The following is a 13,797-nucleotide window of genomic DNA, read 5'->3' on the forward strand; positions in this document are numbered from 1 at the left end:
GCCGCCGCCGGTAAAGGCTGTGAAGGGGCCCTTCACAGCCTCTGAGTCCGTGAAGGGCCCCTTCACAGCCTTCGGGGTGAGGGCGGGCGGAGGGGCGGGAGCGCCGTGTCACGACCGCCGCTGCAGTACCGAACGGCGCAGCAGCGGGATGCCCAGCACGATCAGCACCGCGGGCAGCACCGACGAGCCGAGCACGATCGCGGTGACCGCCGAATCCGGTTGCGCCGCGGTGGAATCCGTGCTCGGCACGTAGCCGCCCGCCTGCAGCACCAGTCCGAACAGCCCGGGGCCGAGCGCCAGCCCCAGCGTCTCGGACGCGGTCCACACCCCGGCCGTGATGCCCGCGCGGGTCTCGCCGGTGCGCTCCTCCTCGTCGCTGATCAGGTCCGGCAGGATCGCCAGCGGGAACACCGAGATCCCCGCGTAGCCGACCCCGGCCAGCGCGACGAACACCAGCGTAAGCGCCAACGGCAGCACGTCGGCGAAGTACATCGCGACGAGCCCGGCGAAGAACGAGACGGTCGCGATCCGGAACCCGGCGAGCTTGCCCCACCGCCGGCCCAGCCGCGGCCACAGCGGCATGGTGACCAGCGCCGGCCCGACGAACGCCACGAAGATCACCGTGCGATAGCCGGGATCGCCGAGCACGTGCCGGGCGAAGTACGGGATCGCGGCGAGCACGGTGCCGATGCCGAGCGCCTGGATGAAGTAGACGCCGAGCAGCCAGCGGAACGGCCGCCACTGCGCGATGGTGCGGACGAGTTCCTTGATCCGCACGGTGTTCGGCCGCAGGGAGCCGACCGGCGCGTTCCGGAGTCCGAAGTAGACCCCGAGCGTCGCGAGCAGGATGATCACCGCCATCACCAGGCCCATGACCCGGTAACCCGCCACGCCGGAGAGCGCATCGGTGATCGCCGGGGCGCCACCGCCGGCGATCAGGATCGCCACCGCCAGCACGCCGATCCGCACGCTGGTCAGCCGGGTGCGCTCGGCCGCGGACTCGGTCAGCTCGGCGGGCAGCGCGTTGAACGGCACCTGGAAGAAGGCATACGCGGTGGCGCACAGGAAGAACACGGCCACCACGTAGGTCGCGTCCGCCACCGGCTTGCCGAATCCCGGATGCGCGAACAGGGCCGCGAACAGGATCGCCACGCCGATCCCGCCGCGCAGCAGATACCGCCGCCTGCTGCCGGTACGCACCAGGTCGGCGTCCGAGAGCCGGCCGGCGATCGGGTTGAACACCACGTCCCACGCCTTGGGGACGAACACGATCACCCCGGCCGCCGCGGCGGGCACCGCCATGGTGTCGGTCAGATACGGCAACAGGAGAAGCCCCGGCACGGTGCCGAACGAGCCCGTGACGAACGAGCCGAGCGAATAGCGGTAGATCGTCCGGCGGGACAGCGTCGCCAAGGGGTCCTCCTGCAAAGGCGGTCCGGCGAACGCATACCTGATCGATCATCGCCGGTGGCCGGTAGTGGTCGGGGGGAATCGTGCCACCGTCGTGATGCACGCCCCGTACCGGGCCACGCCCGTTCCGTCCAGGACAGTCCTTCGGCCACGCCTGTCGCCCAACAGCGTGACTCTCCGTGCGGCAGGGGGCTGTGAAGGGGTCCTTCACGGACTCAGAGTCCGTGAAGGACCCCTTCACAGCCTCGATGGGCGGACGTGTGCGGTCCCGTCCTCTCTGCCCGCCTCAGGGGTTACGACATGAGCGGCGCGCCGATCGGCGGGAGAGGCCGCTTCGCTCCCATGGCGGTCAATCCGACGTTCACGAACGCGCAGAAGCCCAGGAACGCGAAGACCAGGACCACGTACCCGGCGACCTTGAGCAGCGTGGCGTTGCCGGTGTGCGCCGAGGCCGCGCCCAGTGCGAGGGCCACCACCACGAGTCCGACGATCGCCGGGTAGATCGCGGGCAGCCGCAGCACGGGAATCAGCAGGAACAGGAACAGGCAGCCCCAGGCGATGAAGAACAACTCCTGAGTGCCCGAGACGGCCGCCGCGTTGGTCCCGGCGATGCCGTACCAGTTGTGCGTCAACCCGAGCAGGAGTGCGCCGAGGCTGAGCCAGAACCCGGAGAACGTGCCGGTGATCCCGGCGACCATCGTCTGTCCCAGCGCCGCGGCCCACACGGTGACCACGCCGAGGAACAACCCGGTGCCCAGCAGGACGATCGGGATGACCGAACCCAGCGTGACCGCGGGCAGGGCGCCGATCAGGGTGACGCCCAGCGCGAGCGAGCCGACCGCGAAGATCGGCAGTGCGACGATCAACGGGTCGCCGCCGGCGCCGACGCCGCCTTCGGGCGGGGCGTCCGGTGCGGGCGGGTGTTCCCGCTCGACCATCGTGCGCACCTCGTGCGCGCTGGGTGTCGCCGGCGATTCGTTGCTGTGTACTTCGTGCGTCATTGCCATCAACCTCTGTTCCTTCGACCGGAATCAACCCACAGAAGGCCCCATTCCGAGTGACTGCGGTGTGCTGGCATCCGGCGAGGGCTGATGCAGGCCCTCGTCGAGCGGACCGAACTCGGTCATCAGCGCCGGGCTGCCACCCCAGGGGGTCTGTTCCTCGGCGATCAGCGAGTTCGTGGTGAGCAGTAAGCCCGCCACCGAGGCGCCGTTCTGCAGCGCCGAACGGCAGACCCGCAACGGATCGAGCACGCCCAGCTCGATCAGGTCGCCGTAGCGTTCCGCCAGGGCGTCGAAGCCCTCGTCGTCCCCGAGCCCGCGGGTCCGCTCGACGACCTCTTGCGCCGGGCAGCCCGCGTTGGCCGCGATCAGGAACGCCGGTTCGCCCAGCGCTCGCCGGACGATCTCCGCGCCGGTCGCGTAGTCGCCGTCGAGATCAAGGCCGGACAGGACCTTCTCCGCGTGCAGCAGCGCGGCGCCGCCGCCGGCCACGATGCCCTCGGCCATCGCGGCCCGGGTCGCCGACAGCGCGTCCTCGACCCGGTGCTGCAGTTCCTTCAGTTCGGCCGGCGTCGCCGCGCCGACCCGGATCAGCGCGACCTGCCCGGTCAGCGCGCCGATGCGCTCGGTGAGCACGTCCTCGTCGATCCCGAACTGGGCACGCTCGCGTTCGGCCCGCAGCTGCCGGACCCGGAATTCGACGTCCTCGGCCGACCCGCCGCCGCCGACGATCGACGTGGCGTTCGCGGTGACCCGCACCTGACGGGCCCGGCCCAGATGTTCGAGGGCCATCGTCTCCATGGTGAAGCTCGACTGCCGGGACAGCACCGAGCCGCCGACCACGGCCGCGAGGTCCTCCAGCTTGTGCAGCCTGCGGTCGCCGAACCCCGGTGCCCGCACGGCCACCGCCCGGAACGTGCCGTTGACGTGGTTGTGCACCAGCATGCTCAGCGCGGAGCCTTCCACCGTCTCCGCGATCAGCACCAGCGGCCGGGGCGCGCGCATGATCTTGTCCAGCACCGGCATCAGCTGCTGGACCTTCGTCACCTTCTCCGCGCACATCAGGATGTAGGGGTCGTCCAGCACCGCTTCCAGCCGGCCCGGATCGGTGACCAGATACGGCGAGACGTAGCCGTTGTCGAACTCGAACCCTTCGACGAATTCGACGCTCATCCCGAGAGTGGGCGACTCTTCGACGGTGACGACGCCGGTTTCGCCGACCGTGCGCAGTGCCTTCGCGATGATCCCGCCGACCGCGTCGTCGTCGTTCGCCGAAATGGCCGCCACCCGGGCGAGATCCCGTTCGTCCCGGATCGGGTGCGCGGCCTTCTCCAGATGCTCGACCAGCCGGGCCACCGCGTGGTCGATGCCACGCTTGAGCAGCACCGGGTTGCCGCCCTCGGCGATCGCCGCCATCCCCTCCCGCACGATGGCCTGGGCCAACACCGTCGCGGTGGTGGTGCCGTCCCCGACCACGTCGTTGGTCTTGATCGCGGCCTCCTTGACCAGCTGGGCACCCATGTTCTCGAACTGGTCCTTCAGGTGGACCTCCCGGGCGATGGTCACCCCGTCGTTGGTCACCACCGGCGAACCAGTGATCTTCTCGATGATCACGTTGCGGCCCTTGGGCCCCAACGTCGATTTCACCGCCTCCGCGAGCTTGTCGACTCCGGTCCGCAGCAGGTCGCGGGCCTCCGGGCCGAAGCGCAGTTCCTTGGCCATCGTGCGTGCTCCTCTGTGTCCTCCAGCGTGGGGTCCACCGGCGGGGCCGGGGAGAGATCAGGGCGTGAGGATCGCCCGGCCACGCACCCGGCCGTGGTCCAGATCGGCGAGTGCGTCCAGCGCGGCGTCCAGCGGGTACTTCACGGTGTGCAGGGCGACCCGGCCGGTCTGTGCGAGCACCATCAGCTCGGCGAGGTCGTTGTAGGTGCCCACCAGGTTGCCCACCACGCTCCGCTCGGTCGAGATCAGGTCGATCGCGGGAATTTCGAGCGTGCCGCCGTACCCGATCACGAACTGCGCACCGCCCCGCCGGGTCATCGCGAACGCGTCCTGCTGGGCGCCTTGCTCGGCGACGAAGTCCAGCACCACCTCGGCGCCCTGCCCGCCGGTGAGGTCGAGTACCGCGTCGACCTGCTTGCCGTCGGCGAGCACGGTCTGGTCGGCACCCAGCTCCCCGGCCAGGGACAGCGCCTCGGCATTGCGGTCCACCACCACGATCGTCGTCGCGGTGAGCGCGCGCAGCGACTGGATGCCGATGTGCCCCAGTCCCCCGGCGCCGTTGACCACGCACACCGTCCCCGGGTACAGCAGCGGGACGGCTTTGCGCACCGCGTGGTAGGCGGTGATCCCGGCGTCGGCGAGCGCGGCGACGTCCTCGGGCCGGGTCCCCGGGTCGAGCTTGATACACGCCCTGGCCGAAGTGAGCAGGTACTCCGCCATACCGCCATCGCAGTCGATACCCGGGAAAGCCGAATCGGCGCAGTGCATGTCGTTTCCCGCACGGCAGGCCGGGCACAGCCCGCACGTCGGGGTCGGATGCAGGATCACCGGGTCACCGACGTCCACAGTGGACACCGCCGAGCCGATCTCGTGCACCCAGCCCGCGTTCTCGTGCCCGATCGTGTAAGGCAGGGTCACCCCGGACTTCTCCGCCCACTGCTGCTCGATGATGTGCAGATCGGTACGGCACACGCCGGCGCCGCCGATCCTGACGACGACGTCGAACGGGCCTTTGACCGCCGGCTCGTCGACCTCCTCGATCACCGGCTGTTGATGGTAGGCGTGCAGCCGCACAGCTTTCATGATCGGCCCTCCTCTTCTGCGACCTGCGGATAGCGAGCGCGCAGCATGCCGCGGCAGACCGCCGAATTGGCCTCCTGACCGGTCCGCGTCAGCCGCGCCAGACCCAGGTGCCGGGTCAGCTCCCCGGCCGGCACCGCGGCGCCGGTCCACGAGTCGACCAGCAGTGGGTCGCCGTCCCCGGCGGGCAGGCCCAGTTCGTGCCGGCGGGCACGCAGCCGTTCCCGGTCGGCGCCCGCGGGCGCGTCACCGAGGGTCAGCCCCGCAAGCTCGGCCCGATCCCGGCCCGCTGCCGTCAGCGCCCGGCACACCCGGTCGGTCCCGGCCAGCACGGCCTTGCGCAGGAAATCCGCGCGCAGCCCGTCCAGCTCGTCGACCGCCTCGCCCGCGAAAGACGCGACGAAACCGGCACGCGCCGCGACTCCCTGGTTGATCGCCTCGGCGGCGAAATGGTCCTGCAGCACCACTTCGGTCGTGACGACGCCCGGCACCGACGACACCGCGTCATAGGCGTCCGCGACCATCAGGAAAGCGAAGTTCGGCGCGCAGAAGTAGGTCGGCAGCCGCAGCCGCACGACCACCCGGCCCGCCTCGACCTCCAGCCGCTCGACGAACCCCAGATCGGTGACCGGTTCGTCCAGCTCGGGGTCGCGCACCGTGTCCAGCGCCGACCGGACCGCCGCCGCCAGGTCCCCAGAGGGGGCGACCGGCAGCGGAGCGGTCCGGGCCATCGCGGCGTCCGTGGCCGTCATGGCCCCGGCACACCGACCGGTTCGACGACCGGCGCGTCTTCGACCCGCAACTCGGCGGGCACGTCGATGTCGTAGAGCCGGGCCGCGTTGAGACCGAGGATCTTCTTCTTCTGGACCACCGTCAGCGGCGCGAAGTCGGACAGTTCGTCATCGGCGGGCATGGTCCAGTCGACGAAACCTTCCACCTGCCACCTCGGCTCCCAGATCGCGTAGTCGGCGCCGAAGATCAGCTTGTCCTCGCCGAGCCAGAACATCAGCTCGCCCATCACCTTCGCGAAGAACTTCGGCCGCGCGTGCATCAGGCCGCCGACGACGACCGCGAGGCCGGCGTAGACGTTGCGCTCCTGGGTGGCCATGAAGCAGAAGTCCTCGATGCGGGGCAGGCCCACGTGCTCGACGATGAAGTTCAAGCCCTGGAAATTGGTGGCGACGTAATCGATGTCGGACACATCGAAGGCGTCCTTGTCCAGCGGCCAGATCGTCGGTCCTTTGTGGACATGAATGTTCCGGACCCCGAGTTCCTCGCACTTTTCCAGGTACCGGGCGGCTTCGGGATCCTTGAGGCTCCAGCCGCGCGAGTCGCCCCGCCATTCGGCGGTGTAGAGCTTGACGCCCTTGCAGCCGTAGCGCTTCACCCGTTCCTCGAACGCGCGCATCCCCGCTTCGCCCTCACGCGGGTCGAACGTCGTGTTGACCAGGAACCGGCCCGGGTGCCGCTCCGCCATCGCGCCGTCGGCCTCGGTGGTGTTGAACCCGTCGACGTACCACTGCCGGAGGTTGGTCGGCTGGAAGATCGCCTTGTCCACGTGCCCGACCTCGAACAGGTCGTGCATCATCAGCTCTTCGGAGTACTTCTGGAACCGGTCGATCGGCCAGTGCGTGTCGGGTGGGCCGAGCCCCTGGTAGGCGTGGAAGCACTCGATCCAGCCCTTCGCGTACTCCTCCTGCCCGGGAACCCAGTTCTGCGGGCTGGCGTCCCAGAAATGCGTGTGGCCGTCGACCACGAAGTACTTTTCGCCGTCCTTCTCATACATCGTTGTCCTCCCGGGGGCTCGCGGCCGCGGTTCAGCGGAGGGGCTTGAGGTCGAAGTCGAGATACTCGGCCGCGTCCTCGGGGTTGGCGAACATGATCGTGCGATCGTCGAGATGCACCATCCGGCCGTAGTGAGTGGACATGCTCTCCTCGAACTCCGCGGAGTTGAACCAGCCCTCTTCCTCGCCGGCGGCCTCGTCGATGTCCGCGTACACCACGTCCATCCGGCCGGCCGCGTCGACCCGGATCATCGACGGCAGCGGGGTGATGGTGACATTGTCGTAGCGGTCCATCACCTCCGAGACGATCACGCCGACCTGGTTGTTCATCAAGGTGAAGCCGCACCGGTTGGAGGCGGTGCTGTCGACTTTGAACGGGCTTTCCGCCGTGGTGAACGTAGTCACTGCGCCAGCTCCTTCGGTGTGTGCAGGCCGAGATCGGACAGGATGCCCTCGAACCGGCTCTTCGCCCGGTCGAGACCGTCTTCGAACCTGGGTGGCTTCGCGTCGGGCTGCGACCACAGCGGCTGCAGCGTCCGCACCGCGGCGAGGCAGCGGGGCACCCAGTCCGCGAGCCACCGCTGCAGCAGGTTCTTGTTGTGCTCCGCGAACTCCCGGTCGTCGGTCAGCAGCCGGAACATCGCCCGGGTGTAGCGCAGGTCCCGCTCGGCGAAGTCGTACTCCGCGGCGCCGACGAGGGTCGGAGTGACGAAGTCCCCGTTGCCCGGCGCGGCCTGCTGGACCAGGTTGCTGCGGAACATCTCGCCGATCAGCGGTTCGAATACCACGTTGGCCGCGAAGATCGCCTCGCACCAGTCGTCGATGCCGGTCAGCTCCTCGGCGACCCGGCGAACGCCCTGCCAAACCGGGTCGGAATCCCAGGTGCTCAGGTGGGCCGAGCCGTCGAAGCCCTCGATCTCCTCGGTCAAGGTGAGGTTGTACAGCGCGATGTCCTGCGCGGCGCGGATCCGGTGCATGCTGTTGACCGAGATCGCGTTGTTGTGCATGTTGGTCGGCGCGCGCCGGTTGGCGTTGGCGAACAGGTAGAGGCCCAGCCCGTGGTCCACGTGCATCCACGCGCCGAGATGCCGCGCCACGAACGACACCCAGTTCGGGTTCCACTGCTCGAAGGCCTTGCACTGGCGCGCCGCCTCGATGTTCTGGTTCAGCTGGCGGACCACGTTCGCGTTGTAGCGGTAGAGCGTCATCTCCCATTCCTCGTTGGGGTCACGGAATTCGTGCCACCCCAGCGCAGGCCAGTCGTAGCCCTTGCCACCGGTGCCGGGCCCGTGCGCGGGCACCGGGCGGTCGCTGCCCCAGGCCTTGAGCTTCGTCCACTCCAGCGGATAGCCGCCGACCCCGTTCGAGAATCCGTACAGCCAGCCCTGCGACAGGTAGTGCCGGGGATCGGGCTGCACTTCGACCGTGACGTCCTCGTAGTGGTTCTGCTTGCGTTTGGCCGGGGTGAAGTAGGTGAACCGGCGCAGGGTCGCGTCCGGGAAGTTCTTCGCGCCCGCCTCGGCGTCGGTGAAAACCGGCTTCGGCACGCTGCGCTCTGGCGTGGTGGTCATCGGCTTCTTCCTTTACCTGTCAAGGAATTCGTCCCGGTCAGGGCCCGTCCGGCTCCCCGGTGGTGGTGAACTTGTCGTAGAAGACGCGTTTCTCCGCGACCCCGAGCTTCGGCAGCAGGTCCAGCGCGGCCTCCACCATCGGCGGCGGCCCGCACACATACGCGTCGGCACCGGCCAGATCGGACTCGCTGCGGCGCAGCACGTCGGTGATCAGGCCGGTCGCCCCGTCCCACTCGTCCTCTTCCCCGGGCTCGGACAGGGCGGGCACGTAGCGGAACGACGGCAATGTCTCCTCCAACGCCCGCAACTCCTGCTCGAAGCACAGGTCCCGCCTGGCCCGCGCGCCGTAGTAGAAGGTCGCCTTCCGGTCGATGCCACGCTCGGCCATCGACCGCAGCAGCGACAGGATCGGCGCCATGCCCGCTCCGCCGCCGACGAAGACCAGATCGGCGCCCGGCGCGTCCCGCAGGGTGAACGCGCCGAACGGCCCGGAGACCTCCAGCCGGTCGCCGGGGTGGACCTGGGTGTCGAGAAACCGGGAGAACAACCCGTCCGGATAGATCTTGATCACGAACTCCAGCCGGCCGCCCGCCCGTCCCGGGACGTTCGCCATCGAGAACGACCGGGTCTCCGCGGTGCCCGGGATCGCGAAGTCCAGGTACTGCCCGGGAAAGAACTTCAGCTCCGCAGGCTCGACCAGCCGCACGATCAGGTGCCGCAGATCGTGCGTGACGTGCTCGGCCGACACCACCTCCACGACCGCCCGCACGATCGGCAGCCCGGAGCGGATCATCTCCTCGTCGTAGTTGAGCAACTCGATCGTCAGGTCCTCGTAGGCGTGCGCCCGGCACAGCAGCGTGAACCCCTCCTCCTTCTCGTAGTCGGGCAGCGCGAAGGTCGAGTAACGATCCAGCTCGACATCGTCGCCTTCGAGCAGGAACGACTTGCAGGAGGCGCACTGGCCCTCCTTGCAGCCGTGCATGAGCAGCACGCCCTGCTCGGCCGCGGCACGCAAAACGGTCTGGTCCTCGTCGGCCTCGATCTCGATCCCGACCGGCTCGAACCGCACCAGGTGCTTTTCTCCCATGGCTCCTCATCGGGTCCGGCGCTGCGCTCCCGCGGCACCGGCGGCGGAAGGACCCGGTGGAACCCTTCCGCTGCCGGCTCTCCCGGTCCGCCTCAGACGTTCGCGGGCGCCGGGCGCCCGGCCGGCCCCTGGCGGTTGTAGTCGGCCGCGAACGCGGCTCGCTCGGCATCGGTCATCTCGTTGAGCAGCACGTTCGGGCTCTGCAGCGGCGGGCACCGGCGCAGGTGGTCCAGCGTCCACATCTTGCTCGGATCCAGGTTCAGATGCGGCTGCGCGACCAGCGTCTTCCCGTCGTCGCGGACGTAGCCCATGTCGGACACGACGTCCGCCCAGTTCCAGCCGTGGTAGAGGGTCTCCCACTCCCGCAGGCCGATCAGCTGGCCCATGTTCGGCGTCTGCCGGCCCTGGTAGGTCGGCCGGAACGCCTCGGCGTCGGTCCAGCGGCACGGCTCCGAGCAGTAGGTCCGCCACTGCCCGTCCACCTTCTCCATCACCATGTCCTCGCGGACCAGGCACGGCACCATGCAGGTCCAGCAGCGATGCGGGTACACGTAGTCGACGTCTTCCAGCGCGATCGGGTTGTGCCCGTTCGGCATGGACAGCCGCGCGTAGTTCTCCCACCACTTGCCGTACTTGTCATACCAGCCGGGGTACTTGTACTCGAACCACTCGAAGTCCTCGTCGGTCATCGGGTCGATCCGCCAGTAGTTGGCCAGCCAGCCGGTCGCGAAGAACTGGGCCACCTCGTGCACGTACCCCTTGTTCCAGATCTGGTTCCACGCCTCCTCGATCAGGTCGTGCGGAATGACCAGGCCGTACTTCTCCAGCGGTACCAGGTAGCTGCGGTAGTAGTCGTCGTAGATCCAGCGGCGCCACATCTCCGCGTAGCTTTCCCGTTCCTTGCGGCGGTCCTTCGTGCCGTATTCGATGAACGTGCCGATCGCGGCGTCCACCACCCGGTGGTTGTTCCACCACGCGTACCGCAGGTCGCGTTCGAGCAGCTGGTGGTTGCTCTCGTCGGACAGCGCCATCAGCAGCGTCGCGTAGCCGTTGCTGATGTGCCGGGACTCGTCGGACTGCACCGAGTGGAACACCGTCGGCAGCAGGTAGTCGCCGTTGGCGGCGGCCTCGGCGGGCATGGCCACGAACAGCGTGTTGGTGAACGCCGTCTCCGCGACGATCGTCAGGTAGATGCTGGCCGCGGTGATCGCGTCGCCGGTGATGAACCCCTCGGCGAACTGCCGGCCGATGGTCCCGCAGTAGTCGTTCTGGAAGTTGCGCAGGCTGGAGTTGAAGCCCGCCGGGTCGATGTAGTTGTTCATGTAGAGGCGCTTGAGGTTCTGCTGGATCGTGGAGTGCCGGACCTCGTCGATCATCTGGATCGCCTGGCCGTTGTGCAGCTCCGGATTCGGCACCGTGCGGAACAGCAGCGGCATCGCCCGGGCCGCCGAGATCTCCGGCAGCGGGATGATGCTCAGGAACAGCTTCTGCCACTCCAGCCAGCGCTCCTGCACCTGACGGAACATGTTGCCGCGGATGGCACCGTCCTCCGCGCCGTACACGCGGTGGTCCTTTTCCTCCTGCATCGGGAAGTAGGACCGCAGAACCTGCTTGAGCGGGTCCTTCTTCTTCGCCTTCTGGAAGGTGTAGTCGGTCCCGTACTGCGACACCGGCTCGTGATAGGCCGGTTCCCAGGACAGTTCCTGGATCTTCTGATGGGCCTTCGCCACACTCTGGCGGCTCATGGGGTATCTCCTCACCCGTCGCTCGCACCGACGGCTGGTGCTGCACCGACCTGGCGCCCGGATCGGGCAGCACGGTTCGGCTCGGGACGCACGTCCCACACTTCGATTAGAAGCCCGCCCGCACGGGCGCCGAGTCTCAATCTGGGACATCTCCGGGCTCGTCCAGCAACGTCGTGCGCAACCGTGCGAGCTCCTCCTTCGCGGCGTCGCGCGCCCGCTGGTCGCCCTGCTTTTCCGGCACGATCCCGAGCACGCACAGCAGCTGCGCGGCCGGTTCGCCGGGATTGCCGGTCTCCCCCAGTACCGGCCGCAGGCCCTGGTCGGCCAGGTACTGGAAGACCAGGTCGACGATCGTCCACGGGTTGCAGGTCTGCGGTGCCGGCCGGGACGGCCGCTCGCCGGACATCGGGCGCCTCCTTCGTCCCCCTCATCCAGCAGACGCCCGGACCGGTCCCGGAGCTGTCTCAATCTGAGACACCGCCGGGGCGCGTCCGGTCCCGTACGCTGGCACCCAGGACACCCGCATGCGTTCCTTCCGCCGTGCCCGGCGGGCGCAGGAGGGAGATCCCGTGGACGATCTTCCCCAATCGAAGAGTCCTCCGGCCACCGTGGCCGCCGACGACGACAACCTGGCGCAGGTCCGGGTGCGGTTCCTGACGTCCGCCGCAGTCGAGACCGACCAGGTGCGGCAGCCGATCCTGTCCTCCTGGCGCCGCTCGCGCGACTTCCGGGTGCCCGCCGATCACATCGCCCTGCCCTACGTCGACGACCGGGATCTCGACGTCCCCCTCGTCCGCGGCGCCGCGCCCGTGCTCGCCCGGCTGGGTGACCAGCTCGCCGGGCAGCCGATCAGCCTCATCGTGACCGACCAGAGCGGAGTCGTGCTGAGCCAGCGCACCGGCGACCCGGACCTGCACCGGCATCTGGAGGGAGTGGAGTTATTGCCCGGATTCAGCTACGGCGAGCGGTTCGTGGGCACGAACGGGATCGGGACCGCGCTGTACGAGGGACGGCCGACGCACGTGTTCGGCCACGAGCACTACGCCGAGCACCTGGAGGACCTCGCCTGCGCGGCGGTGCCCATCCAGCACCCGATCTCCGGCAAGACGATCGGCGCGGTCGACCTCACCTGCTGGCGCCGGGACGCCGGCGGGCTGCTGATCGCGCTGGCCCGCACGGCGGCCGAGCAGATCCGACAGTCGCTGCTGCTGCACAGCAATATCCGTGAACTGATCCTGTTCCAGGCATATCTGCAAGCGTGCCGCCGCAGCACGGGCATCGTCATGGCGGTCAACGACAACCTGGTGATGATGAACGACGCCGCGCGGCAGCTGCTGGACCCGGCCGACCAGACCGTGCTGCTGGCCCACGCCGCCGAAGCGCTGGCCACCGGCCCGCGGGCGACCGCCACCGTCGCATTGACCACCGGCAGCCGGGTGCGGATGCACTGCCGCACGATCAGCGGAGACAACGAGACGTCCACCGCCGGCACCGTGCTGTCGGCCAAGCTCCTGGAGAACGACGACGAGCGGGTGCAGGCGGCACCGATCCTGCCGCTGTATCTGCCGGGCGTGGTCGGCTCGTCGGCCCTGTGGTTGCGCTGCTGTCATGAAGTCGACGACGCGTACGCGCGGCGCGACTGGCTGGTCCTCGCGGGCGAACCGGGCACCGGCAAGCACGCCGTGGCCCAAGGTGTGCACCGGCGGCACAACCCAGCAGGCCGGGTGCACACGCTCGACGCCGTCCTCGCCGGTCCGTCCTGGGACCGGGAGCTGGCCGAGGATCTGCTCACGGATCCGGTGGAAGCCTTGATCGTCCGGCACGCCGACCGGCTCGGCGTGCCGGAGGCACATACCCTCGCCGAGGTGCTTCGCGAAGCCCGCTCGCCGTCCGGCGCGAAGCCGCCGTGGGTCGTGCTCACGTTGGGTTCGGACACCGGGACCGGGTCCGAACTGGCCGCCCTGCTGTCGCTCTTCCCGCGCACCGTCACCGTTCCGCCGCTACGCGCGCACGCGGAGGATTTGAGCGAGCTGGTGCCGCTCTTCCTGTCCAGACTCGGCCACGGTGGCCAGCTCACCTGCGCACCGACGGCGATGCACCTGCTGATGCGGGCTGCCTGGCCGGGCAACATCACGCAGCTTTACGCGGTGCTCAAACGGGTCGGGCAGCAGCGCCGGACCGGAGCCGTCCATCCCTACGATCTGCCGCCGGAATTCCACACCGTCGCACGCAAGCAGCTCAACCGCCTCGAAGAGACCGAACGCGACGCGATCGTGCGCGGCCTGGAGGACGCGGACGGCAACAAAGCCCGCGCGGCACGGCTGCTCGGCGTCTCGCGAGCGACGATCTACCGCAAGATCCACGAGTACGGCATCGTCACCCCCGACCGTTGAGGCA

The 13,797-nt window shown here is 69.0% G+C and carries 12 protein-coding genes; 1 reads left to right on the top strand and 11 read right to left on the bottom strand.

Annotated features, from left to right (window positions below):
* Nucleotides 1-108: 108 nt before the first annotated feature.
* From ATK36_RS05935 to ATK36_RS05985, 11 genes are all read right to left on the bottom strand, one after another.
* Nucleotides 109-1,413 carry an MFS transporter gene (locus ATK36_RS05935; RefSeq protein ID WP_098510174.1) on the bottom strand — a complete coding sequence of 435 codons (1,305 nt, stop codon included), beginning with the start codon at nucleotides 1,411-1,413 and terminating at the stop codon, nucleotides 109-111.
* Nucleotides 1,414-1,703: 290 nt separating this feature from the next.
* Nucleotides 1,704-2,411: a GPR1/FUN34/YaaH family transporter gene (locus ATK36_RS05940; protein WP_245914359.1), complete on the bottom strand. Its 708-nt coding sequence runs from the start codon at nucleotides 2,409-2,411 to the stop codon at nucleotides 1,704-1,706.
* Nucleotides 2,412-2,441: 30 nt separating this feature from the next.
* Nucleotides 2,442-4,133, bottom strand: coding sequence for a chaperonin GroEL (gene groL / locus ATK36_RS05945; protein WP_098510175.1), 1,692 nt, complete (start codon nucleotides 4,131-4,133; stop codon nucleotides 2,442-2,444).
* A 57-nt stretch (nucleotides 4,134-4,190) separates the two neighbouring features.
* The gene (locus ATK36_RS05950; RefSeq protein WP_098510176.1) at nucleotides 4,191-5,216 is read right to left on the bottom strand and encodes an NAD(P)-dependent alcohol dehydrogenase; all 1,026 of its coding nucleotides are present in this window, start codon (nucleotides 5,214-5,216) and stop codon (nucleotides 4,191-4,193) included.
* Nucleotides 5,213-5,944: an iron-sulfur cluster assembly protein gene (locus tag ATK36_RS05955; RefSeq protein WP_098510375.1), complete on the bottom strand. Its 732-nt coding sequence runs from the start codon at nucleotides 5,942-5,944 to the stop codon at nucleotides 5,213-5,215. The genes ATK36_RS05950 and ATK36_RS05955 overlap by 4 nt, the downstream gene beginning before the upstream one ends.
* Nucleotides 5,945-5,961: 17 nt before the next feature.
* Nucleotides 5,962-6,999, bottom strand: coding sequence for an amidohydrolase family protein (locus ATK36_RS05960; protein WP_098510177.1), 1,038 nt, complete (start codon nucleotides 6,997-6,999; stop codon nucleotides 5,962-5,964).
* A gap of 31 nt (nucleotides 7,000-7,030) precedes the next feature.
* On the bottom strand, nucleotides 7,031-7,402 hold the full coding sequence (gene mimD, locus ATK36_RS05965) for a propane 2-monooxygenase effector subunit MimD (protein WP_098510178.1): 372 nt from the start codon (nucleotides 7,400-7,402) through the stop codon (nucleotides 7,031-7,033).
* Nucleotides 7,399-8,568: a ferritin family protein gene (locus ATK36_RS05970; RefSeq protein WP_098510179.1), complete on the bottom strand. Its 1,170-nt coding sequence runs from the start codon at nucleotides 8,566-8,568 to the stop codon at nucleotides 7,399-7,401. Before ATK36_RS05970 ends, mimD begins: the two co-directional genes overlap by 4 nt.
* A 37-nt stretch (nucleotides 8,569-8,605) precedes the next feature.
* Nucleotides 8,606-9,655 (bottom strand): NADH:ubiquinone reductase (Na(+)-transporting) subunit F, encoded by a 1,050-nt coding sequence (locus ATK36_RS05975; protein WP_098510180.1) that lies wholly within the window; start codon nucleotides 9,653-9,655, stop codon nucleotides 8,606-8,608.
* A gap of 92 nt (nucleotides 9,656-9,747) precedes the next feature.
* Nucleotides 9,748-11,400 (bottom strand): ferritin family protein, encoded by a 1,653-nt coding sequence (locus ATK36_RS05980; RefSeq protein ID WP_098510181.1) that lies wholly within the window; start codon nucleotides 11,398-11,400, stop codon nucleotides 9,748-9,750.
* A gap of 136 nt (nucleotides 11,401-11,536) precedes the next feature.
* Entirely contained in the window at nucleotides 11,537-11,806 is a 270-nt protein-coding gene (locus ATK36_RS05985; protein ID WP_098510182.1) for a hypothetical protein, read from the bottom strand.
* A 163-nt stretch (nucleotides 11,807-11,969) separates the two neighbouring features.
* Between ATK36_RS05985 and ATK36_RS05990 the strand changes: the two genes are divergently transcribed.
* Entirely contained in the window at nucleotides 11,970-13,793 is a 1,824-nt protein-coding gene (locus tag ATK36_RS05990) for a sigma-54-dependent Fis family transcriptional regulator (RefSeq protein ID WP_245914361.1), read from the top strand.
* Nucleotides 13,794-13,797 lie beyond the last annotated feature (4 nt).

Origin of the sequence: Amycolatopsis sulphurea (assembly GCF_002564045.1) — a bacterium.
Classification (GTDB): domain Bacteria; phylum Actinomycetota; class Actinomycetes; order Mycobacteriales; family Pseudonocardiaceae; genus Amycolatopsis; species Amycolatopsis sulphurea.